Source organism: Streptomyces sp. NPDC048507, from assembly GCF_043199995.1.
Classification (GTDB): domain Bacteria; phylum Actinomycetota; class Actinomycetes; order Streptomycetales; family Streptomycetaceae; genus Streptomyces.
In genome coordinates this window covers 263,439-286,723 of record NZ_JBICWZ010000002.1, presented here as the reverse complement: position 1 = coordinate 286,723, position 23,285 = coordinate 263,439, and the positions used below count along the sequence as shown (strand labels likewise).

Annotated in this window: 15 protein-coding genes and 1 pseudogene; 12 read left to right on the top strand and 4 right to left on the bottom strand. The window is 75.5% G+C overall.

The window, feature by feature from the left end; genetic code table 11:
• Positions 1-23: 23 nt before the first annotated feature.
• Positions 24-836: pseudogene (locus tag ACGFXC_RS06400) on the bottom strand (ribonuclease BN); the annotation flags it as partial.
• A 171-nt stretch (positions 837-1,007) separates the two neighbouring features.
• Between ACGFXC_RS06400 and ACGFXC_RS06395 the strand changes: the two are divergent.
• The 7 genes from ACGFXC_RS06395 (at position 1,008) to ACGFXC_RS06365 (ending at position 8,696) form a co-directional block, all read left to right on the top strand.
• Positions 1,008-2,177 carry a CopD family protein gene (locus ACGFXC_RS06395; RefSeq protein WP_393710088.1) on the top strand — a complete coding sequence of 390 codons (1,170 nt, stop codon included), beginning with the start codon at positions 1,008-1,010 and terminating at the stop codon, positions 2,175-2,177.
• 70 nt (positions 2,178-2,247) lie between these two features.
• Positions 2,248-3,027, top strand: coding sequence for a crotonase/enoyl-CoA hydratase family protein (locus ACGFXC_RS06390; protein ID WP_393710086.1), 780 nt, complete (start codon positions 2,248-2,250; stop codon positions 3,025-3,027).
• A 163-nt stretch (positions 3,028-3,190) separates the two neighbouring features.
• Entirely contained in the window at positions 3,191-3,562 is a 372-nt protein-coding gene (locus tag ACGFXC_RS06385; RefSeq protein WP_393710084.1) for a BlaI/MecI/CopY family transcriptional regulator, read from the top strand.
• Positions 3,559-4,500, top strand: coding sequence for a M48 family metalloprotease (locus tag ACGFXC_RS06380; RefSeq protein ID WP_393710082.1), 942 nt, complete (start codon positions 3,559-3,561; stop codon positions 4,498-4,500). The genes ACGFXC_RS06385 and ACGFXC_RS06380 overlap by 4 nt, the downstream gene beginning before the upstream one ends.
• A 121-nt stretch (positions 4,501-4,621) precedes the next feature.
• The gene (locus tag ACGFXC_RS06375) at positions 4,622-5,056 is read left to right on the top strand and encodes a hypothetical protein (RefSeq protein WP_393710080.1); all 435 of its coding nucleotides are present in this window, start codon (positions 4,622-4,624) and stop codon (positions 5,054-5,056) included.
• A gap of 88 nt (positions 5,057-5,144) precedes the next feature.
• The gene (locus tag ACGFXC_RS06370; RefSeq protein WP_393710078.1) at positions 5,145-6,578 is read left to right on the top strand and encodes a 5'-nucleotidase C-terminal domain-containing protein; all 1,434 of its coding nucleotides are present in this window, start codon (positions 5,145-5,147) and stop codon (positions 6,576-6,578) included.
• A 45-nt stretch (positions 6,579-6,623) separates the two neighbouring features.
• Positions 6,624-8,696: a hypothetical protein gene (locus tag ACGFXC_RS06365; RefSeq protein WP_393710076.1), complete on the top strand. Its 2,073-nt coding sequence runs from the start codon at positions 6,624-6,626 to the stop codon at positions 8,694-8,696.
• Positions 8,697-8,776: 80 nt separating this feature from the next.
• Here ACGFXC_RS06365 and ACGFXC_RS06360 read toward each other — a convergent pair whose 3' ends face one another.
• Together ACGFXC_RS06360 and ACGFXC_RS06355 are read right to left on the bottom strand one after the other, a co-directional pair.
• The gene (locus ACGFXC_RS06360; RefSeq protein ID WP_393710074.1) at positions 8,777-9,544 is read right to left on the bottom strand and encodes a CAP domain-containing protein; all 768 of its coding nucleotides are present in this window, start codon (positions 9,542-9,544) and stop codon (positions 8,777-8,779) included.
• A 433-nt stretch (positions 9,545-9,977) separates the two neighbouring features.
• Positions 9,978-10,982 (bottom strand): hypothetical protein, encoded by a 1,005-nt coding sequence (locus tag ACGFXC_RS06355; protein WP_393710072.1) that lies wholly within the window; start codon positions 10,980-10,982, stop codon positions 9,978-9,980.
• A 102-nt stretch (positions 10,983-11,084) separates the two neighbouring features.
• On the opposite strand from ACGFXC_RS06355, the gene ACGFXC_RS06350 reads away from it, so the two are divergent.
• The 5 genes from ACGFXC_RS06350 (at position 11,085) to ACGFXC_RS06330 (ending at position 20,810) form a co-directional block, all read left to right on the top strand.
• Positions 11,085-12,773, top strand: a complete 1,689-nt coding sequence (locus ACGFXC_RS06350; protein WP_393710070.1) for an oxidoreductase — start codon at positions 11,085-11,087, stop codon at positions 12,771-12,773.
• A 121-nt stretch (positions 12,774-12,894) separates the two neighbouring features.
• A complete protein-coding gene (locus ACGFXC_RS06345; protein WP_393710068.1) occupies positions 12,895-14,073 on the top strand; it encodes a hypothetical protein in 1,179 nt (392 codons plus the stop codon).
• Positions 14,070-15,416, top strand: coding sequence for a hypothetical protein (locus ACGFXC_RS06340; protein ID WP_393710066.1), 1,347 nt, complete (start codon positions 14,070-14,072; stop codon positions 15,414-15,416). Before ACGFXC_RS06345 ends, ACGFXC_RS06340 begins: the two co-directional genes overlap by 4 nt.
• Positions 15,413-19,378 (top strand): hypothetical protein, encoded by a 3,966-nt coding sequence (locus ACGFXC_RS06335; protein WP_393710064.1) that lies wholly within the window; start codon positions 15,413-15,415, stop codon positions 19,376-19,378. The genes ACGFXC_RS06340 and ACGFXC_RS06335 overlap by 4 nt, the downstream gene beginning before the upstream one ends.
• Positions 19,379-19,484: 106 nt before the next feature.
• Complete coding sequence (locus ACGFXC_RS06330) at positions 19,485-20,810, top strand: hypothetical protein (RefSeq protein ID WP_393710063.1); 1,326 nt, start codon at positions 19,485-19,487, stop codon at positions 20,808-20,810.
• A 77-nt stretch (positions 20,811-20,887) separates the two neighbouring features.
• On the opposite strand, the gene ACGFXC_RS06325 is transcribed toward ACGFXC_RS06330, so the two are convergent.
• Complete coding sequence (locus ACGFXC_RS06325; RefSeq protein ID WP_393710061.1) at positions 20,888-23,053, bottom strand: transglycosylase domain-containing protein; 2,166 nt, start codon at positions 23,051-23,053, stop codon at positions 20,888-20,890.
• Positions 23,054-23,285: the final 232 nt, after the last annotated feature.

The window sequence follows — 23,285 nt, the reverse complement described above, 5'->3', positions numbered from 1 at the left end:
CCGCGCTGCCCGGGCTCCTGCCGCGGCGGTCCCGCCCGGCGGAGCACGGCCTCGTGGACCAGCCGCCCCGCCAGTGCGCCACCGAACACGACGACACCGACGCCGACCAGCCAGGACTGGATCACCAGGACGGTGCCGAAGGGGCCGTAGGTGACGGCACTCGACGCGATCAGCGGGGAGAACACGAACCGCGAGAAGATCCGCAGGCCCAGCAGTCCGAGCATCGTGGCCACCGCCCCCGGCAGCAGCGCGGTCCAGGGGACCCGGCCGCTGACCAGCAGCCGCTGGGACCACCAGAAGAAGAGGATGCCGACCACCAGGGTGACGCCGCCGCGGGCCGGGGATTCCCGCCACGGCGGGGTGATCGCGGACAGGTAGAGCACGCCGACGAGCACGCCGAGCCACAGCGCGTGCCGCCACCTCGCCCACCAGCGCGCCGCGGGCAGGTCCCAGACGCGTTCGTACCCGTTCTGCAGCATGGTCGCGAAGGACAGCCCGAACACGGCGAGCAGGGCGAGGCCGAAGGCCGTCGTCGTCCGCCAGGCCTGGCCGGGCAGGGCGAAGAGCCGCCCGATCTCGGCCCGGGCGGGCGCGGAGACGCCGAGTCCGTCCCCGATCCACTGGGCGAAGCCCGCTCCGCCGCTCGCGTTCGCCGCCGAGACGACGATGAGCAGAGGCACGAGCGTCAGGAAGCCGAGCGCTGCGAAGCCGAGCGCCCGCTGCCACAGGTCGACGCCCCGCACGAGCCCCCAGCGGCTCCCCGCCCGCGCCCGCCGGACGGCACTGAGTAGGCGTCCCAGGGGCGACGGCCGCCACGTCCCGCCGGTTCCGTTCATCTCGCCGAGGCCTCCCGCCGCACGCCCGCCCCCACCGGCGCCTACCCCCTGTCGCCCGGATAGTCCTGTTGCCGCCCGGCTCGGGCTTGCACAAATGCGGAGGAATCCTTGGTTAAAGGTTGAACCTTCACCCTCCGGTAATCCGCTGAAGGTAAGGTTAGCCTCACCTTTATGACTCTCATACACCTGGCCGCCGCCGCGGCCGGCTACAGCACGCCCGCCCCCTACCGCGTGCTCACCAAGACCGGCTACTTCGTGGGCCTCTCCGGCGCCATCGGCGCCACCGCGACCTACGCGGCGTCCGTGCGCCCCGCCCTCGGCGGCGCCGGCGCGCGGTCCGAGGACGCCGAGGTCATAAGACGCAGAGCCGCCGGATACCTGGCCTGGGCCGGAGCGGTGCTGCTCGTCGCGGGCTACTTCCAGCTCGCCGCCCGCCTGGCCCGCGCCGGTGACGGCATGCCGTTCGGCGACGCCCTGGCCCCGGGCCGCATCGCCGACTACCTCCTCGCCCCGGCCGGGAAGGGCGCTTGGATCGCCCAGGGCACCGTCTACCTCGTCCAGAACGCCGTACTGCTCCTCGCGGCCCTCGCCCTGATGGCGCTGTTCCTCCCGAAGGCGCGCCGGCACACCGACGCCCTCGCCCGCACCGCCCTGCCGCTGACGCTCGCCGTCACCCTCATCGGCGCCGTGCCCGTCACCGCCCCGAAGGACGCCGACAAGGTCCTCGACCTCGTCTTCGGCCAGGTCCACATCATCGGCGGCGTGATCTGGATCGGCGGCCTCGCCTTCCTCGCCGCCCTCGCCACCTCCCGCGGCCGGCTCGGGCAGGACGCCGGCGCCCTCTGGTCCGACGTGTGGCGGCGCTTCTCCCTCGTCGCCCTGGTCTGCGTCGGCTCCGTGTTCACCTCCGGGCTCTGGATGAGCTGGAAGCACGTCGGCGCCGTCAGCCAGCTCTGGACCACGACCTACGGGCTCGTCCTGCTCCTCAAGATCGTCCTGGTCCTCGGCATGGTGGCGGCCGGCGCCGTCAACCAGTTCTGGCTGATGCCCCGCATCGCCCAGGCCCGCCTGGTGGACGACCGGGCCTCCCTGGCCCACCTCGCGCTGCGGCACTTCCCCAAGGTGGTCTGGGGTGAGGTCGCCCTCGGCGCCGCCGTCCTCGGCGTCGTCCCCTTCCTCGGCGGCTCCGCCCGCTCCGAGGCCGGCTCCGACGCCGCCGTGTCGAGCGGCAGCGTCTTCGCGGTCGGCGCCTTCCTCGTGCTCACCCTCGTGGCCTCGCTCTACATGACGGTCCGCACCTCCGACGCCCTCGCCCGGCGCGCCACACCCGCCGCCGGCTGACTCCGGCCCCTGTGGCCCGGCCGCGCGCCGGGTGAGAATGGTCCCGGGCGTTGAGGGGAAGGGGTGCGCGGTGGGCGGACGGCCGGCGGTACGGATCGAACGGGACGGACCGGTGTTCACGGTGGTGCTCAACCGGCCGGAGGTCCGCAACGCCGTGGACGGCCCCACCGCCTCCCTGCTCGCCGAGGCCTTCCGCGCCTTCGAGGCCGACGACGGCGCGGCCGTCGCCGTGCTGTGGGGCGAGGGCGGCACCTTCTGCTCCGGCGCCGACCTCAAGGCCGTCGGCACCGCGCGCGGCAACCGGGTCAGCGCCGGGGGCGACGGGCCGATGGGCCCCACCCGGATGCGGCTGGGCAAGCCGGTCATCGCGGCCGTCGCCGGACACGCCGTCGCGGGCGGCCTGGAACTGGCCCTCTGGTGCGACCTGCGCGTCGCCGAGGAGGACGCCGTCTTCGGCGTCTTCTGCCGGCGCTGGGGCGTACCGCTCGTGGACGGCGGCACCGTCAGACTGCCGCGCCTCATCGGGGAGAGCCGGGCCATGGACCTGATCCTCACCGGCCGGGAGGTGCGGGCCGCCGAGGCGTACGCGATGGGGCTCGCCAACCGGCTCGTACCGCCCGGCCGGGCCCGCGGCGCGGCGGAGGACATGGCCCGCCTGCTCGCCGGGTTCCCCCAGCTGTGCCTGCGCCACGACCGGCTGTCGGTCCTGGAGCAGCACGGACTGGACGAGCCGGCCGCCCTCGCCGCCGAATTCCGGCACGGCAGGGTCCCGCTGGACGCCGGGGAAACCAGCTCCGGGGCCGGCCGGTTCGCGGCCGGAGCGGGCCGGCACGGCTCCTTCGAGGACTGAGCGGCCCCCGCCGCGCGGGGACGGCCCCGGTGGCAGGGGGGTGCGCGCGTCGCGGGGGCCCGGGCCTTCGATAATGGTCGTACGGGCACCGGCGTCCGCCCCGCTCCACGGGGCGGCGGCCGGTTCGGACGCCCGTGCACGGACTTCCGGGAGGGCGGGTTCCATGACGGACGCGGACGGCGAGCGCAGGCCTGCGGGCGAACTGGAGGCCAGCGTGCTCGCGGCCCTGTGGGCGGCCGGCACACCCCAGTCGGCCGCACAGGTCAGAGCGGCGATACCGCAGCCGCTGGCCCGTACGACGGTGGCGACGCTGCTGGCCCGGCTGTACGAGAAGGGGGCGGTCGGCCGCAGCCCGGCCGGCCGCGGGTTCGCCTACTTCCCCGTCGCCGACTCGCACGGCCTGACCGCCCGCCGGATGCACCGCGAGCTCGACCAGGACGGCGAGCGCAGCCTCGTCCTGGCCCGCTTCGTCGAAGGACTCGGCCCCGACGACGAAGCCGAGCTGCGCAGGCTGCTGGAGGGCGGCGGCCGGTGATCGTCCTGCTGCTGATCCCCCTCGCCCTGCCCTGGATCCTGCCGCCGCTCGCCCGGCGGACGGCCGGCCGGGTACGGCCCGAGACCGCGCTCTGGACGATCACCGCCGCCGCCGTCGCCCTGGCCGTCGGCGTCCTCGCCTGCCTCGGCGCCCTCCTGCTGCCCCTCGCCCTCACGATCCCGCCGCTGGCCGCCGTATCGGAACTGGTCCGGCCGCTGCGGGCCGGGCCGCCGCTCCCGGTGCTCGGCGTGTCCGCGCTGGCCGCCGGGGTCCTCGCCGTCACCGCCGTCACCACTCTGCGCCGGGCGGTCACCGAGGGCAGGCGGCTGCGCCGCGCCCACGTCGACGTCGCCCACCTCCCGCACACCGGCGGGCTCTGCGTCCTGGACGACCCGCGCCCGGACGCCTACGCACTGCCCGGCCTGCGGGGCCCGGGCCGGATCGTGGTCACCTCCGGCATGCTGCGCTCGCTGGACCCGCGCGAGCGCGAGGCCCTCCTGGCGCACGAACGCGCCCACCTCGCCGCCCGCCACCACCTCTTCCTCGCCGCCGCGCAGCTCGCCGGCTGGTGCCACCCGGCGCTCGCCGCCGTCGTGCCGGACGTCTCGTACGCCGCCGAACGGGCCGCGGACGAGGCGGCCGCCCGCGCCGCGGGCGACCGCGCGCTCACGGCCCGCGCCGTGGGGCGCGCGGCACTCGCCGCCACCCGGGGCGGCCGCGAGCGTCCCCGCGTCTCCCCGCTGGCGGCCGGCGCCGTCACCGGACCGGTCCCCGCCCGGGTGAAGGCCCTGCTCACTGGGGCCCCCGCCCGGCGGCTGGCGCCCGCGCTGCTGGCCATGGCCCTGCTGTGCACCGCGGCCGGGACGTCCGCCCTGGCCGGAGCGGTCCGGCTGCACCGCGGCGTCGAGGTCGCCCAGGGAGAGCGGCCCGCGGGCTGACCCGGCGCCGCCGCGGGCCGGTTCACCCGAACGGCCGCGCTCCGGTGTCCGTCCGGCGGACCCCGCCGAAGGCTGGGGGTGCGCGCCGCAACCGGCGCACCTTCGGTTGAAGGAGCTTCCCGTGTCCCAACAGACGACCCCCCGGTCTCCCCACCCCGCCGGCGCCCCCAACGCCTGGGCGGCGGGCGGCACGGTGTTCGCCGGCGTCCTCCTCCTCGTCGACGGCGTCCTCGGAGTGATCAAGGGCATCGCCGGCATCGCCCAGGACGACGTGTACACGCGGCTGGGGTCCTACGTGTTCAAGTTCAACGTCTCGGCCTGGGGCTGGATCCACCTGGCGATCGGCGTCGTACTGATCATCGTCGGAGCCGGCCTGCTCAAGGGCGCCGGCTGGGCCCGCGTGATGGGCGTGGCGCTCGCCGCCATCAACGTGATCCTCGACTTCATGTGGCTGCCCTACACGCCGGTCTGGGCGATCGTCTCCATCGCGATCTCCCTCTTCGTCATCTGGGCCCTGTGTACGGACGGCACCCGCTCCGCGTCCCGCCCCGCCTGACCCCCTGCGCGCCGCCCCTGCGCGGAACCCGGAGCGCGGGACCCCGTTGCGAGCACCTCGCAGCGGGGTCCCGTCACGTGTGGCGGAGGTGCCCGTTGCGCCCGGATTCGCCGAACGGGCGCCCGCCGCACACCGCATGGACGCCCCGGCGGGGAATGACCACCCGGAAACGTCCCAGACCCCCGTCCCACGCACCGGGAGCTGTCATGAACGGACCGGGCTGAACATCACCGACCTGCACGGCTACCTCGGCGAACCGCCCGCCCGGGACGCCGTCATCACCGGGGCCGGCGGCCGGAGGTTCACGGTGGGCGGAGCCGCCCACCTGGCCACCCACCTCCAACGGCTGCGCGCCGGCCGGGCCGACGAACCCACCGTCGAAGCGCTCAACCCGCTCGGGCTCGACTTCGCCACCGCCGGGAACCACGAGTTCGACCGCACGCCCGGATTCCTCGTCCAGCACATGGAACGGGGCCGCCCCCACACGGGCGAAGGCAGCACCAACACCGTCACCGCCGGCCCGGCCGGGACGACCGTCCTGGCCCCGTACCACGTCGAATACGTACGGGCCCCCGGCGGACGGCGGTTGCCCCTCGGATTCATCCACCTCACGGCCGTGGGCACCGAAGACTTCCCGAACTCCTTCCGGCCCGGACTCACCACCCTGGACGAACGATCCGCCTTCGACTCCGGCACCGACCCCAGCGGACCGGCCTACGAACTCGCGCTGCGGGCGTCCGCCGACATCGACGCCATCGTCACAGGGCACTGGCACTGCGCCTTCACCATGATGCTCCCCGACCCCGCCGGACGCCCGCGGCCCTTCGAGGAGGCGGGCCGCCACGGACAGATCGTCAACGAGCTCACCCTGCGCCTCCCCCCGGACCCGGCGGCGGCCGCGCCGACCTGGCGCTCATCGCCCCGGCGCCGCGGACCGGCCGCAGCGTCATCAACACCGACCTCCCCCTCGGCCCGGCGGACGGGGATCCGGTCAGCCTCGAACGGGCCTGGCGGGCCGTCGGGTACGGCCGTCAGCGGCCGCCAGCTGCACGACGCGCCGGAGCAGCAGTGGGCGCCGGACGCCCGCGGCACGCTCACGTACGCCCCCCTCGCCGTCTCCGGCAACGTCCGCCACGCCTTCGACCCCGCCGGACCCGTCGGCGGCCGCGTGGCCCCCGCCGACGTGCTCATCGGCGGCTCCGCGCTGCGCCCGGACGGCACCTACCGGGTGGTCACGACCTCGTACACGCTGACCGGGCAGGACGGCTACCCCGGGCTCGGCGGGTTCCGCGCAGCTTCGTCGCGTTCGTCGCCGCCCGCGGCACCGTCGAAGCGGTGTCCACGGGCCGGGTGTCCGTCAAGCCCGGCCGGATCGCCCCCGGGCCGGCGGGCGGGCTGCTCCCGCTCGACGGACCGGAGCCCCGGCCTGCTGAGCGGGCCGCCGGAGCCCGGTTGGTCCGTACGGGCGGAACGGGCCCGGGCGCCCGTGCGGGAGGGCGCCCGGGCCCGTGCGGGGGTGTGAGGCTGACGCCGATCGTGCCCCCACGCGGGAGGAAGGACCATGCGGATGCGGATGCGCCGTGGACACCACCGGGCGGCCCTGTTGGCCGTCCTGCTCTCGGCCGCCGTGGCGGCCGGACCGGGAACGGGCTCCGCCACCGGCGAGCCCGGACCCGACGGCGGCGGGGAGGTCTCGCGCGCCGGCGTGGTGCGGGGCGGCAGCGGCCCGGTGCCGGACGCCGTCGTCACCGTGTACGAGGCCGGTACCCGAGCCGGCGACCGGCCGCGCCGGCTCGGCGGCACCCGCACGGACGGCCGGGGCCGCTTCCGCGTCGCCTACGCCCCGCCCCGCGACCCGGGCGCCGTCGTGTACCTGACGGCCGACGCACCGCCCGCGGACGACCCAGGCCCCGAGGCCGCCCACCCGGACGGCCGGGACCGCAGGACGCCTCCCGAGACGACGCCCCCCGTACGCTTCGCGGCCGTGCTCACCGGCGCCCCCGGCGGGCCGGAAGAGCCGCTGGGCGTCACCGAGCGGACCACCGTCGCCGCCGGGTTCGCGCTGGCCCAGTTCACGAAGGACGGCGCGTTCGCGGGCCCCGCGCCCGGGCCGCGCAACGCCGCATCAGTGGCGCACAACCTCGCGGACGTGCACACCGGCGGCGTCTCCGCCTTCCTGGCGGCCCCGCCCAACGGCACCCAGACCTCGACGCTGCGCACCTTCAACTCCCTGGCCAACGCGCTCGCCGCCTGCACGGCCCGGGCCGGGGACTGCGCGGAGCTGTTCGGCGCCGCCCGGCCGGCGGGCGGCGAGCGGCCCCGGGACACCCTCCAGGCGGTGGCGGACATCGCCCGCGCACCGGGCGGCCGCCCCGGCCGGATCTTCGCCCTGGCCGAACGCCGGCCCGTCTACGCCCCCGCCCTGGACGCGGCCCCGACGGCCTGGACGCTGGCCCTGCGCTACGAGGGCAACGGGCACGAGCTCGACGGCCCGGGCAACATCGCCTTCGACCGCGGCGGCGACGCCTGGATCGTCAACAACTACACCTACGGAGCCGACCGGAGGGACCCGGTCTGCGGCGGCCACGAGCTGCTGCGCCTGCGCCCCGACGGCCGGGACGCGCCCGGCGCGCCCTATTCCGGCGGCGGCCTCTACGGGGCCGGGTACGGGGTGGCGATCGACCGGAGCGGCGACGTGTGGGCCACGAACTTCGGCTTCCAGGGGCAGGGTTGCGCCCTGGACCCCTCCCGGCTGTTCCGCAGCGTCTCGCAGTTCGACCCGCGGGGCCGGGCGCTGTCCCCGCCGCGCGGCTGGCGCCAGGGCGGCTACGTACAGCCGCAGGGCGCCCTCGTCGGCCGCGACGGCACGCTCTGGGTCGCCAACTGCGGCAACCGCAGCGTCACCCGGATCCCCGGCGCGCGCCCCGAGCGCGCCGTCAACCTGCCCGTGGCCGACGGCGGGCTGATCAAGCCGTTCTCGGTGTCCCTCGACGGCCGCGACCGGGCCTGGGTCACCGGCAACGGCAGCGACAGCGTGGCCGTGTTCGCTCCCGACGGCACGCTGGAGCGCACCGTGACCGGCGGCGGCCTGGACAAGCCGCTCGGGATCGCCTCCGACAGCCGGGGCAACCAGTGGGTGTCCAACAGCGGCAAGGTGCCCGTGCCCTGCGAGGACGCCACCCCGCAGCAGCTGGCCGACGCCGTGGGCCCGGCGGGCGGCCCGCCTGCCGACGGGGCCTCGGTCACCCTCATCCGGCCCGACGGGTCGACCCCGGCGCGGCCGTTCACCTCGGGGAGCCTGATGGTGCCCTGGGGGATCGCCGTGGACGGCTCGGACACGGTCTGGGTGGCCGACTTCTCCGGGCAGCGGGTGACCCGGCTCTGCGGGGTGCGGACCGAGGCCTGCCCGCCGGGACACCGCACCGGCCAGCCCATCTCGCCCGCCACCGCCGGATACGGCTTCGACGGGCTCGTGCGCAACACCGCCGTGCAGATCGACCCGTCGGGCAACGTGTGGCTCACCAACAACTGGGATCTGGTCCCGGTGCAGACCAACCCGGGCGGGCGTCAGCTCGTGGTGTTCGTCGGCCTGGCCACCCCCGTGCGCACCCCGCTGATCGGGCCGCCCCGGGCCCTGTGACCCGGCGGGCGCCGGCCTGACGCGAGCCGGGCCCGACGCGAGCGGGGGCGGCCGGAGATCCGGCCGCCCCCGTCGGCGGTTCAGCGCGTGGCGCCGAAGTCCTGCGTCCAGTACTGGCCCGGCTGCGCGAGGCCGATGCCGATCTCCTTGTAGGAGCAGTCCAGGATGTTGCGCTTGTGGCCCGGGCTGTTCATCCAGCCCTCCATCACCTGGGCGGCGCTCGCGTACCCGTAGGCGACGTTCTCGCCGTACGTCCGCCACTCGTACCCGGCGCGGGTGATGCGCGCGCCCGGGTCGGACCCGTCGGATCCGGTGTGCGACATGTTGGAGTGGGCGGCCATGTCCGCGCTGTGGTCCTGGGCGGCCTTCGTGAGCTTCGCGTTCACGGTGAGGACCGGGCAGCCGACGGCGGCGCGCTCCTTGTTGACGAGCGCGAGGACCTCGGCCCGGGGGCCGGAGAGCGTCTCGGAGCCGGCCGGGGCGGAGGGCTCGGCGGACGGCTGGGCCGGCTCGGGCCGCGCGGGCGGCGGGGTCTCGGCGGCCGGTTCCGCGGGTGCCTCGTCGGCGGGCCGCGCGACGGGCTGGGCCGGCTGCACGGGCCGTACGGCTTCCGCCGGAGCGGCCTCGGGGGCCTCGGGGGTCTCGGCCTGAACCGGGCGGGATCCGGCACCGGTGAGGGGGGCGTCCTGCCAGGGGCGGCTGTCCTGCCGGGACGCGGCGGACCGCACGTGGTCGGAGCCCTGGGGGTCCAGGCACGCCATGGCGGCGGTGGGTACGCCCACGACCGCGAGCGCTCCGACGGCGACGGCTATTTTCTTGTAGTGCGTTTTCTTACGGTGCTTCTTCATGCGTGACCTCACTCGGTGATCGCGAAGCTCCCGGCGCCCGACCGCAGGGCGCCGGAGGAGCCGCCATTCTTAGAAGCCGGGCCGGGAGCTGGCAAGCCGCCCCCGCCGGGCCGCCCGGCGGGCCGCGCACCCGGCTTGAATCGGCCGGAAGATCGTGCATGCCCGCCCCGCCGTCCGTACCGGAGGCAGCTGACGTGCCGCTAGAACCACCTCTCAGCAGTCACGTTGGGCACAGAAAAATGAGAGTCACTGATTCCGTTTCTGGCGGAGTGCGGCATGTCAACGCCAAATAGGCACAAAGAGCGAAATGTCGACGCGCTTGAGGGCTTCGCGCGGCCCCCCGTCCCGGTGGACGGCCCGTGAGGCATGTCACGGATCGGAAGGGAACCGCCCGGCGTCGAACCGCCGGCGGAGGCGCCCGGTGGTGGGCCCGTCACCACGTCCAGTGGAAGCCGGCCGCCGCGTGCTCCAGGGCGGGTACGAACCGGTGGACCGACCCGTCGGGTGCGAGCGGGGCGGGGGAGCGGCTCAGCAGCCGGCCGTCGGCGTGGTCGTCCCAGGTCGACCACCAGACCCGGCGCGGGCGCAGCCGCCGGGGGAATTCGACGACCAGGTCGAGGTTCTCCGCCCGGGCGTGGGCGACCCGGCGGTACTCCGTGGCCGGCCGCGGCCCGGGTCCGTAGGCGACCTCGTACTCCAGCGAGACGATCTGCCCGGCGGCCAACGGCGCGGGCAGGGTCAGTTCCAGTACCGGCGTACTGCCCGGCAGCTCGTGCCGGGCCGTGACGCGGGCGCCGCGCAGCACCCGTACGCCGACCGCGCCGGGCGGCAGCCGGCAGGGGAAGGCGGTGACCCCGTCCTCGCTCGCCATGATCGCCCGGGTGGTGCGGTGGCGCAGCGGCGCGCCGTCCGGGCCGAGGACGTGACGCTCGAAGACCGAGACCGTGCGGTGGCGTTGGCGCAGCGGCAGGAACTGCGGAGCGGTCAGGGTGTGCGCGATGGGCCCCTGTCCGGCCGCCGCCCCGGCGCCCCCGGCGCCCCCGGAACCCTCCCCTTCCTCGCTCCCCGCCCACCGTGCGCGCAGGGCCGTGGCGTCCTGCGCGGGCATCGCGAACGCCCCGACGAACCACTCCAGGGTCTCGCGGCTGAGGATCCCCCCGGTCAGGGCCCGGTGGACCCGGTCCTTGAGGCGTCGGGGCAGGTCGGTCTCGGTGTCGGCGCGCTCGCCCGTCTCCCACAGGTGCAGCGCGAGCACGCGCGCCACCGCCGAAGCACCCGGCCCCGTCCCGGCATGCGCGGCGGGCCCGCGGCGGACGCGGCGCTGCTCGCGCTCCCAGGCGGCGCGGTAGTGGGGCCGGTCGGTGAGCAGGTGCCGCAGCAGCTCGCCCGCGGCCGCCGCAGCCTCGTACGTCCCGTTCTCCTGCTGTGTGCCGGACATCCGACGGCCCCCCGTGCGACAGAACTGCGACAGAGCGGTGGTGCACTCGGACGAGTCCATCGGGACGCGCCCGAACCGCCGTCCCCCAGGGGGAGGTTACCCATGAACACCCCCGCCGTCGCCCGGCTCCCCGGAGTCGCCCACCCGGCCGAGATCCGGCTGTGGGAGGCGTTCGCCGAGGGGGCCCCGCTCGACCTGGCGGGCGAGCCGGATCCGGCCGCGCGCACCGTACGGGCCGGGGTGATCGCGCTGCTGCTGCGGGGCGGCCGCGGCCCGGCGGCGGCGGGCGACGCGCCCGCGCTGCGGCTGCGCGGAGCGCGGGTCGCGGGGCGGCTGGACCTCGCCGGGGTCGCGGTCGGGCCCGAGGTGACGGAGATCCGCTTCGACGGGTGCGCGTTCGACGCCCCGATGACCTGGACCGGCGCGCTCCTGCCGGGGCTCGCCCTGGTGGGATGCCGCGTCCCGGCCCTCGACGCCGACCGGATCCGGGTCCAGGGCCCCCTGGAGGTGCGCCACTGCGAGATCCCCGGCGGGGTGCGGCTGGAGCGGGGCCGGGCCGAGACGGACGTGGTGCTCACGGGGAGCCGCCTCGGCCCGGGCCCCGACGGAGCGGCCCTGGCCGCCGAGGGCCTGACGGTGGGCGGCGCGCTCGACCTCGACCAGGGGCTCCGGGCCGCCGGGGCCGTCCGGCTGGCCGGGACGCGGGTCGCGGGCCGGGTGTGCCTGGACGGCGCCGAGGTCCGCGCCCCGGGCGGGGACGCCCTGGTCCTCGACCGGTCCGTCCTCGGGGACCGGCTGCTGGCCCGGCGCCTGGTCGTCGAGGGGGCGCTGCGGATGTTCAACGCCGACGTCGCGGGCAGCGTCCAGCTCACCGGGGCCCGCCTGGACCACCCGGACGGCATCGCGCTCGGAGCGTCGGGAGCGAGCGTGCGCGGGGCCTTCTGGTGCTCGGCGCCCTTCACCGCCCGGGGCGAGGTCCGGCTGACCGGCGCCGAACTGCGCACCCGGCTCGACCTCACCGGCGCCCGGCTCGAACACCCCGGCGGGCGGACCGCGCTGAGCCTGGACCGGCTCACCGCCTCCGACGTCGGGGCCCGGGGCCTGGTCGTCGCCCGTGGCACGGTGTCCGCGGTCGGGGCGCACGTGCGCGACACCCTCGATCTGCGCGGCATCCGGGTCCCGGCGATCGACCTCGCGCAGTCCCGGGTCGGCGTCCTCCTCGACGACCCGGACGGCTGGCCGCCGCGGGCCGGGCTCGGCGGCCTCACCTACACGTCGCTGCACCCGGTGCTCCCGGCGGCCGAGCGGCTGCGCTGGCTGGAGCGCGACCCCGAGGACGGGTCCGCGGCCCAGGCCTACGAACAACTGGCCCAGCACTACACCGGGTTGGGGCGTCCGACCGACAGCCGCCTGGTGCGGTACGCGGCCCGCCGCCGACGGCGCCGCTCGCTGACCGGCCTCGCCCGGGCGGCGAACACCGTACTGGAGCTGACGGTCGGGTACGGGTTCCGGCCGTGGCGGGCGCTGGGCTGGCTCGTGGCGCTGGTGGCGCTCGGCACCGCCGTGTTCACCGTCGCGGGGCCCACACCACTGGATCCCGGGAAGGCGCCCCGCTTCCATGCGGCCGCGTACACAATGGACTTGCTCCTTCCGCTGGTCGATCTCGGCCAGGCGTCGGCGTACCAGGCCGGGGGAGCGACCCAGTGGCTGAGCTATGCGCTGATCGGCGTCGGCTGGGTCCTCGCGTCGGCGGTGGCCCTCGGGGTGGGACGGGCCCTGTCACGGACCTGAGCGGGACGCGGACCTTCCCCGCCGGGCGGCCACCGGCCCGGGGCGGTCCCGTGAACGGGCGGCGCGGCGGCGCGGAACGGCAGCACGGAACGAGGGAGGAACCTTGCACGGGGAGAACGCGATGAAGGATCTGCGGGACCTCTACCCCCGGGCGCGTGACGCGTCGTTGGCACGCGGCGACCGGGTGGACGGTGAGCCGCTGCTGGGGCTGGCCCTGACCCGCGACGGCGACGAGGTGGTGCTGTTCGAAGGGAACCGGCAGGCCCTGACGCCCCCCGGGGACCGGCCGCTGCCCACGCCGGACCGGGTGGAGCGCTGCGGCCCGGCTCCCGCGGAGCGCTGCGCGGAGCGCGACGTGCACCCGGCCGAGGACATCGTGCCCGGCATGGCGGCCGCGGTCGACCGGTGCCTGGACGAGAGCGGCACGGAAGGGGCCTTCGTCCGCCGGCTGATGGAAGCGGTGCCGGCCGCCGGGCACCCGTTCTGGCTGATCGGCGGGGCGGTACGGGACCTGGCCGACATCGGGCCGGCGGCCCGCCCCAACGACCTCGACTTCGCCGGCACCCTCCCGCCCAAGGCGCTGCTCCGCGAGGTCGTGAGCCGCAAGGAGCTCGCGGGACTCGGCGACTACCGGCACGGACTGAGCCCGGACAGCCTGGTGGTGCACCTGGCCCCGCCCCGGCTGCGCACGCCGCGGATCCTGGAGTACAAGGCGCTCGCGGTGACCGACTTCCTCTTCCCCGCCTGGGGAGGGGACCTCCGCGAGGACGTGACCTCCCGGGACCTGACGGTCAACAGCCTCTACTACGACCACACCCACCGCGTCCTCGCCGATCCGACGGGCCTGGGCCTGACCCATCTGAGGTCCCGCCCGCGGGTGCTGGCCAGCCTGAACGCCGAACGGCAGCCGTCCCGGCAGGCGCACGTCCTGCTGCGGTTCCTGAAGTTCGCGGTCCGCCACCCCGACGCCGACGTCACCGACCTGGTGCGCTGGGCCGCCGGAGTGCCGGCGGGCCTCGTCGGCCGGATCGGGGAGGAGCACTGGGGCGCGCTGGGGTACGCGTGGCGCAAGGGCGTCCCCGAGGAGGGACGGGAACGGGCGCTGGAGCTGGCCGGCCGGCTCGGCCCGGCCACGGTGGAACTCGTCGCCCGGCTCGTTGCCACCGAGACCCCGCCCACCGCGCCCACCCAGCCCATCACGCCAGCCCCACCCGCCGCCAGCCCGGTGGCCGAACCGGACAACGAGCCCGTCACCGGGCCGCACGCACGCCGCACGACGGCAGGGGAGGAGCGGGCATGACCGCCGTACACCGGCCGCTGACCCTCTGGGTCCGCGCCGCCCGCCCGGCCCCGCTCCCGGCGCAGCCCGGCCCCGCGCACGACGGGGGCCCGGCGCGCGGCGCCGTCCGCTGGTCCGCGTACGGGCCGCTCAACGAGGGCGACGAGCGCGCCGACGCCCGTGACCTGCCCCGGTTCGCCGACGGATGGCAGCGCCGGTCGCTGCCGCTGACGGACGGCGGCGAGGCCCTCGGCCTGTACCGCCCGGACACCGGGGAGGCCTACCTCGAACTCGACGACGACGCACGCCCCCTGCCCGCCGACCCCGACACCGCCGAGGCCGTCGCCGCCATCGAGCGCCGCTGGCCCGCGCTGCGGCTGGCGGACACCGAACGGGACCTGCTCGCCGCGGCCGACCCGGGACTGAGCTTCAGCCTGCTGGACCGGCTCGCCGACGAGGGCCGGCCGGAACCGGAATGCTTCCACGTCCTGCCGTGGGAGAGGGTGGAGCGGCTCGCGGCCGAGGTGACCCGCGCCCTGCGCGCGCCCGGCACGGCGCCCGCCGGGGCGACGCCCCGACTGCGCCACTACTTCGCCCCCACGGGCTCCCGCTTCAGCGCGGCCCTCGAACAGCTGGCCGCCGCCCAGCGGGCGGCCGACCCCCGGATCCGGCGGGTCGCCACCACCGCCCTGTGCACGCGCCTGATGACCGCGCCCGCCGACCGGATGCCCGCCGGAACCCGGAGCGAGCTCGCCGAACTGCTCACCGCCATCGCCGAGTCCGACGCCCTGCTCGGCGCCACCGCCCGCGCGGCCGCGGCCCGGCTCGCCGCCCGCGAGAGCGGCCGGACCGTCCTGTACTACGGCAGCCCCGCGAGGGTGCGCAACCAGTTCGCCCCGACGGCCTCGGGCGGCACGCAGCAGGCCGAGGACAGCGTGGAGCGCGAGGCGGTCACGCTCCGGCTGGCCGTCGACTCCCACGACGAGGTGTCGGTCGTGATCACCGCGACCCTCCCCGCCGACACCGCCCGGAGCCTGCCCACCGACTACGGCGTCGTACTGCTCCCCGTCCGGGTCACGGGCGTCGCCGGCCACCCCGAGCTGTACGTGCTGCTGGTCCCCACCGGCGCGGGCCTCAGCGGAGACCTGGGCCTGCGGGCCGTCCCCGGCGCGGAGATCTCCGCCGACCAGTCCGGACCCCCGCTGGGCGCCGAGGAGCTGCCCTTCCTCGACGTGCGGGCCGTCCGCGCCACCATGAGCGCGACCATCCCCCGCACCGACCGGCGGACCTGGCGAACCCTGGCCGGCGCACTGCCCGAGGGCCACCCCGTACGGGCGGCCATCAAGGAGGACCCCCAGTCGTGACGGACACCGCCCCCGCCGCCACCGCCACGCGGGACACGGCCCGCGCCCTCGATCGCCTCGACGGGTACCTCGCCGCAGGCCGCCTCGACGCCATCGACTCCGCCGAGGCCCGGTGGCTGCTGTCCGGCATCCCGAGCCTGCTCGTCCCCTGGGTCACCCGGCTCGTGACGGGCGGCGATCCGGCCCCGCTGCACCTCCTGTACGAGGAGAACACCGGACTGCACGACGCCCTCGCCTCGGACGTCACCCTCCTGCAGAACCGGCGCACCACCGGGATCCTGCGGGAGGCCTCGGGCCTCACCGAGGCCTTCGACGACGAGGACCCCGTCGACCTGCTCGCCGTACGCGTCCAGGCCGCCCTCGGCCTGGAACTCCTCGCGGTACGACCGGACCCCCGGCGCACGGCCACCGTCCTGCGCTGGTACGAGGAGGCCCGCTCCACCCCCCGCGACACGACCGTCCCCTGGTCGCCGGAAGGACTGGCCGCGGGCGACGCCCGGCTGCGGGAGGCACTCGACCGGCTCGTGACGGCCGCGGGGCCGCGGGCCACCGGCGGTCCCGCCTTCGCGGCTGCCCTGGCCCTGGCCGGGCTGGCCCGGCGCGATCTGCCCGGCCGCGCGCGCAGACCCATTTCGCTGCGCGTCCTGTTCGACCTCCAGGGCGTGGGCGCGGCCGGGAACCTGTCCATGACCCTGCACCCGCACGGCCCCCGGGGCCTGGTGCCCGATCCCGCGACGCTGCCCCTGTTCGCCGGCGACGAAGACTTCGGGCAGTCCCTCACCCACGCCTGGGCCACGGCCGGGAACGCGCTGACGGGCACGGTGGTGTGGTCGCTGCACGGCATCGACCTGGCCGAACGCGGTGCCAGGCCGCCCGCCCAGGTCGTGGGTCCCTCCCTGGGAGCCGCCTTCGCCGTGCTGCTCGGCGAGACCGCGCGCATCCGGGTCCCGGCCGCCCGGGGCAATGGCGGGGCCTGGCTGCGCACCGCGCTGCGGCTGTCCGTCGCGATCAGGCGGGTCAACGCCGACCGGGCGGTCACCGGCGGCGTCTCGGCCCGGGGGGAGCTGACGGCCGTCGACGGCTTCCGGCCGAAGCTGCGCGCCGCCCGCGGACTCAAGCTCGTCGTCGTGGCGGAGCCCGACGGGCCCGTGGCCCGCGCGGCGGCCCGGGAACTGCCCGACGGGCCGCCGCGCCCGGAGGTGCTGACCGCCGCCCGGTGGGAGGCGGCGCTGCGCAAGGCGCGCAGCTGGAACGGCCGGGAGATGTTCAAACGCGGACTCGTCCTGGCCCTGGTCCTGGCCGTGGTGGCCGGCGGCATCGGCACCTACCAGTGGCGGGAGCAGCGGCACCAACGCGTCCTCCAGCAGGCCAAGAAGATGCTCAACGAGGCCGACACCGTCCGGGCGTCCGATCCGGCCCGCGCACTGCGGCTGGCCCTGGCGGCCTACCACCGGGCCCCCGACACGGCGGGCCTGGACTCCTTGCTGCGCACGCTCCTGCAGTCCCGCTACCGCGGCGAGCTCCCGCCCGGATCCGGTGACCGGCCCGCGCTGGAGGCGGTCGGCTACACCAACGCCGGCCGCACCTTCCTGACCCGCGAGCCCGGGCGGATCACCGTCTGGGACACGGCCTCGCGGGCCTCCGTCGCCACGCTGGGCACCGGTGCGCCCGACACCGAGCCGAAGCGGCCCCTGCGCGACACGGGTCAGGTCCTCCTGCCGCTGTCCTCCCCGGCGGGCGCCGCGGTCCTGGTGGGCATGCGGGACCGCACGGCCGAACTGTGGACCTTCGAGGATCCGGCCCACCCGCGCCGCCTCGCCGTCCTGCCCGGCGGAGTGGTCCTCCAGGCCGCCGTCAGCGGGGACGGCAGGATCCTGGCCACCGCCGGCCCCGTGCCGGCCCCGGCTCCGGTCCCGGCCAACGATCCGGATGCGCAGGAGACGGTGACCCTGTGGAACGTGGAGAAACCGGATGCCCCGCGCCGCCTCGGCGAGCTCCCCGTCACCGCCGCCCAGCGGGAGAACGGCCTCATCGGCATCTCCGTCGACGTCACCGGGCGGCGGGCCGCCGTCGCCGACACGCGCGCCGTGCACGTCCACGACCTGACCCGGGACGGGTTCCCCGAGACCGTCACGATCGACCCGGGCCAGTACACCGCGTCCGCCGATCCCCGTCCCGGTGGCGGCGGCCAGATCAACCCCAACACCGGGGTGGCCTTCTCCCGCACCGACGGCACGCTGCTCTACACCACGACCTCACACCCGCTCGCCGCCGGATTCGGCATGGAGAACCGCTTCGTCGACCTCTGGCAGCTCGACGGGGACACCCCACGGCTCGTCGACGCGGTGCGCGGGGCGAACGTGATGGTGCCCGGACCGCGCGGCGGCGGCGCCACGGTGGACCAGACGGGGGTCTCGCTGATCGGATCCGACGTCGTGCTGCGCACCAACGGCGCGGACCGGGCGTCGTCAGGGCCGGACAGTCCGGAGGACCCGCTGTTCACCTACAGCCCGGACGGGACGCGGCTGGCGGTCTGCGGCGAAGACCGCGTCGTGCGCTTCTGGGACGTGGCGGACCTGCGCGGGGCCATGGATCCCGGGCCCGTCACGCCCTACACCGCGGCCGCCCACGCGCCGGGGAACGGGCTGCTCGCCCTCAACCAGCTGGTCCCGGCCACCAGGAAGAGCGAGCGCGAGGTGGCCCTGTACGACACGGCGGCCGGGACGCCCTACCGCCGGCGGTCGGCCGTGCCCGCCGCGGACCTGATCGCGATCGACCACGACGGCACCCGGCTCGCGCTGCTCGACGGCGACGTCCTGTCGGTGTGGGACGTGCAGGATCCCGGCCGGCCCCGACGGCTCAAGGTGGCCTTCCCGCTGCCCGCCGACGTCCGGCCCCCGCCGGACGGACCCGGCAACGCCACCGGCCTGATCACCGGGCTGATGATCGGACGCGGCGGCCGGTTCGTGGTCGCCGTGCTGTCCGGGGGTCGCGAGGCGCTGGTCTGGACGGTGGGGGACGAGGGCGTCCCGGCCGGGCCGCCCGCCCGGATCACGGGGGAGTCCACGACGAGCTCCGCCGGTCCGGCCGACAGGGGCCCGGGTGCCCCGATGGACGACGACACCGGGTTCCCGGAAGACCAGGCACCCTCCATCAGGCCCACGTCGGCCTCCATCAGGCCCACCACCGCGGAGGAGTACTCGGGCGAGGGCGACGGCGCGGGCGACGACGAACAGACGTACCCCGCTCCCTCGACGCCCGCCCCCTCGCCCGCCGCCTCCTCGGCGACCGCCGGTGCGGGGGTGCGCCCCGCCGGGGCGCTCGCGGCCGGGCGGCCCGGTCCGCTCCCGGCCGCCGTCGGCCCGAACGCCGCGGCCGCGGCCCCCGCCCCGACCGCGCCCGCCCCGACGGGCTCCGACGACCGCGGGGCGGCCCTCTCCGCCGACGACCGCCTCCTCGTCCTGGGCGGCGGACCGGCGGACCTGGCCGTGTGGGACCTGGAGAACCCCGCGAAGCCGCGCCGCAGGGCCACCGTGCGCTCCGGCGCGGCCGGTGGGCTGCTGTTCGCCGAGGACGGCCGGGTGGTGCGCGTGGGCACCGAGGGCTGGGACCTGCGCGATCCGGACGCGCCCCGGCAGGTTGGGGCGCTTCCCGTGCCCCAGGGAAACACCGGCATGCAGGTGGTGGGCGCGGGTGACTGGGGCGCCATCGCCGTCACGACCGGGCTGATCGACCTGACCGTGTGGTTCGTCCGGCCGGGCACGGAACCCTTCCGCGTCGGATACCAGTCCTCCCGCCACTTCGAGGCCCTGGGCCTCGCTCCGGGCCGGGTGCTCATCGGCAACGTCGATTTCGTGCGCGAGCACGACGCGACCTCGGTGGTGCGCCTGGCACGCGATCCCAGGGCCGCCGCGTGCGCCGTGGTGGGCGACGTCGAGGGCTGTGGGTTGGCTGTGAAGTGACGTAGCCGAGGGGGACGGGTGCGGCCGGTGTGGCGACAAGTTCTATATTCGTACGAACCATCCACGCGCGGCCCTGCTGCGGTGATCAGGGGGGAATACGACTGCGATGGCCGACACCGACGCCGTTCCGCACGCCCGGGCGGACTCCAGGAGTGCCCGCAAGGTCCGCCGCAAGGCACGCAACCGCAAGCGGCTGGGCGTGGCCGCCGCCGTGATAGCCCTGGGCGGGGCCGCCGCCACCGCGTACGCGTTCACCCTCGGTGACTCCTCGGGAGCCACCCGGGGCGACGCGAACTTCGCGGACTCCGCCGCCGGCGGCACCTCGGGGAACGGCGCCGGCAAGGCGGCGCAGGAACCGTGGGACGGCAAGGTGAAGGTGCTGGGCGACGGCTCCACCTCCAACACCGGACCGCAGCCCGGACAGCTCAAGCCCGAGCGGCTGAAGCCGGGCGAGAAGCCGCCGCAGTTCGTGGTCTTCTCCTGGGACGGCGCGCTGGAGGGCGACGACCACCTCTTCTCGCACTTCCGTCAGGTGGCCAAGGAGAGCAAGGCCCACATGACCTTCTTCCTCACCGGCATCTACCTGCTGCCGGACGGCAAGAAGCAGCTCTACCGCCCGCCGCAGCACCCCCAGGGCGCCTCCGCCATCTCCTACCCGACCGTTCCGCACGTGAAGACCACGCTGGAGCAGCTGCGCGGCGCCTGGGCCGACGGCGACGAGATCGGCTCGCACTTCAACGGGCACTTCTGCGGTCCCAAGGGCGGCGGCGACTGGAGCGTCGACGAGTGGAAGAGTGAGATCGACCAGCAGTACTCCTTCATGAAGAACTGGAAGACCAACACCGGCTTCTCCAAGGAGGCGCCGCTGCCCTTCGACCCGGACCGGGAGATGGTCGGCGGCCGGGCACCCTGCCTGGAGGGCCAGAAGAACCTGCTGACCGCGATCAAGCCGTACGGCTGGCGCTACGACGCGAGCTCCTCCGGCGACTTCCAGATGTGGCCGTCCAAGAAGCAGGACATCTGGAACTTCCCCCTCCAACTCGTGCCGTTGCAGGGCAAGGAGTCACAAGTCCTCTCCATGGACTTCAACTTCCTGTACAACCAGTCCGGCGACAGCACCCAGGGCGACCCGACGAAGTTCTCCGCCTGGGAGACGCAGACCCGGATGTCGTACCTCAACGGCTTCAACCGGGTCTACAACGGCAGCCGGGCGCCCATGTTCGTGGGCAACCACTTCGAGGACTGGAACGGCGGCATCTACATGAAGGCCGTCGAGGACGTGATGCGGGACGTGTGCCCCCGCAGCGAGGTCCGCTGCGTCTCCTTCAAGGAGCTGTCGGACTGGCTCGACGCGCAGGACCCGAAGGTGCTGGCCCAGCTGCGCATGCTCGACCCGGCGCAGGAACCGGACTGGAAGACGCTGATCAAGTAGCGGCCGCCGGGCGGACCGCCGACGGGCCGGGGGGCCGCCCCCCGGCCCGTTCCGTCGCTCCCGGGGCCGCTTCGCGGCTACTTCACGGCCTTGATGTAGTCGGCCCACAGGCGTACCGCCCGGTCGCTGCCGAGCGTGCCGGGGGCGTCCCCGCCGAGTCCCGTCAGCGGCAGCGGCACCAGGTCGGTCAGCGACATCCGGTAGACCACCACGGCCGTGGACTCCTGCTCGGTGCTGGCCACGAACCAGCCCGCCGTGTTCGCGGCCGTCGTACCGGTCTTGCCCGCCGCGCCCGGGTGCGCCTTGGCCGCCGTCTTCGCCGATCCGTCACTGACGGCGTCCCGCAGGGCCTCCGTCACCGTGCGGGCGGTCTTGGCCGACACCGCCCGGGCCGGCTTCGGCGCGGCGACGGGCACCGACGCGCCGTTGCGGGTGACCGACCGGACCGAGTACGGGTCGGTGTGCATGCCCTGGGCGGCGAAGGTCTCGTACGCGCCGGCCATCCGGATCGCGCTGGGCGTGGAGTTCTCGCCGAGCGCGAAGGTCGGGATCCGCGGGCCGAGGCTCGATTCGAGCAGCCCCGCGCGCTGCGCGAAGGTGTCCACCCGGTCCAGGCCGACATCGAGGCCGAGCTGGAGCAGCGGGGTGTTGACGGAGTTCGCGACGGCCTGCCGCATGGTGACCTGGCCCCAGTTGCGGGCGCCGTCGTTGCGGCCCTTGACCACCTTGCCGCTGCGGTCCCAGTACGGGCCCTCGGGCGTCTGTACGGTGACCTGGTCGTTGCCGTCGTAGAGGGCGGCGGGGGACAGGGGCGTACGGGCCTTGCCGCGCGTGCGCGTGATGCCCTCCTCCAGCGCGGCGGCGTACACGAGCGGAGTGAACGCCGTGCCGGCCGGGATCGTCGTGGCGTTGGACTCGTTGAACCCCTGCTTCAGGTAGTCCGGGCCGCCGTACACGGCCAGCAGCCGGCCGTCGGGGGCGATGCTCGCCGCGCCGATCTTCGCGTGCTTGTCGGTGTCGGGCCGCTTCTCCGCGTCGAAGGCCTTCTGCGCGTTCTGCACGGCCGCGGTCAGGGCCGTCATCCGGTTGCGGTCGAAGGTCGTGTAGACCTGGTAGCCGCCGAGGTCGAAGTCCGAGTCCTTGATGTGCCCGGCCTTGATGGCGTACTGCTTGGCCAGCTCCACCAGGTAGCCGGTCTGCGCGCCGGGGGTGCCGGAGAGCGAGGTCTGCGAGGGCTCGGGGAACTTCGTGTAGGTGGCGCGCTCCTTGGCCGAGAGCCGGCCGGTCTCGACCATGCGGTCCAGGATCCAGTTCCACCGCTCGACGGCCCGCTCGTGGTTCTCCTTGCCGAGGGAGGGGTCGAACAGGCCCGCGCCCTTCAGGAGGGAGGCCAGGAAGGCGCCCTCGCTCGCGTTGAGCTGGGAGACGTCCTTGCCGTAGTAGGCCTGGGAGGCGCGCTGGATGCCGTAGGTGCCGCGGCCGAACCAGCTGGTGTTGAGGTAGTCCTGGAGGATCTGCTTCTTGTCCTTCTGGTTGTCCAGCTTGACCGCGAGGAGCAGCTCGGTGAACTTCCGCGAGAGGGTGCGGTCCTGGCTCAGGTAGGCGTTCTTCACGTACTGCTGGGTGATGGTCGACCCGCCCTGGGTCTCGCCGCCGGTCACCGCGGCGCGCACGGCGCGCAGGACGCCGGAGGGGGAGACGCCGGGGTCGGAGTAGAAGCTGGAGTTCTCGGCCGCGAGGACGGCTCCCTGGACCTGCGCCGGGACCTTGTCGAGCGGCATCTCCTGCCGGCTGACCCAGCCGGTCCGGGCCATCGTCGAACCGTCGGCGTAGTAGTAGATGTTGTCCTGTTGTTTGGCGAATGAGTTGAGATCGTCGGGTATGTCCGTCACCGCGTACGCGCACGCGACGAAGCCCACCATGCCGATGAAGGCGTACAGGCACGCGCCCAGCCACTGGCGCCAGGAGGGTATCCAGCGGCGCCAGCCCGCCCGGCCCGGCCGCGGATAGGCGGGCCGCAGCCGCCGCAGCAGCGGCCGGACGGCGGTGGCGGCGGAGCCGAGGGCCGGTGCGAGGGCTGTGGCGAGGGGTGCGGTGAGGGTACGGAGCCGGCCGGGGCCCGTGGGGGTGCGACGGCGCGAACCGGTGCTCCTGCGGCGGCCCGAGGGGGCTGCGCCGCCGTCTGCCGGAGCCGCCCGCCTGCCGTGCGAACGCCCTCTTCCGGCCTTCTCCTGCCTGCCCACTCCGTATGCCCTTTCCGCCGTACTTTTCCCCACACCCTAGATGCACCGCCTGTGCGCCCCGTGTGGGGCTGCCCCGCACCGCCGCGGAGGCGGCCCGGCGCGGGCGATCCGGAACCCGCGGGCACGGTTCGGGCACCGCCGGGGCCGCGGCGGGGGTCCGCCAAACGGAACGGGACGAAGGTGTGGAGAAGTTGTGCGAAGATTCCGTGCCTCGGTTCGAGTGGACCGGGTG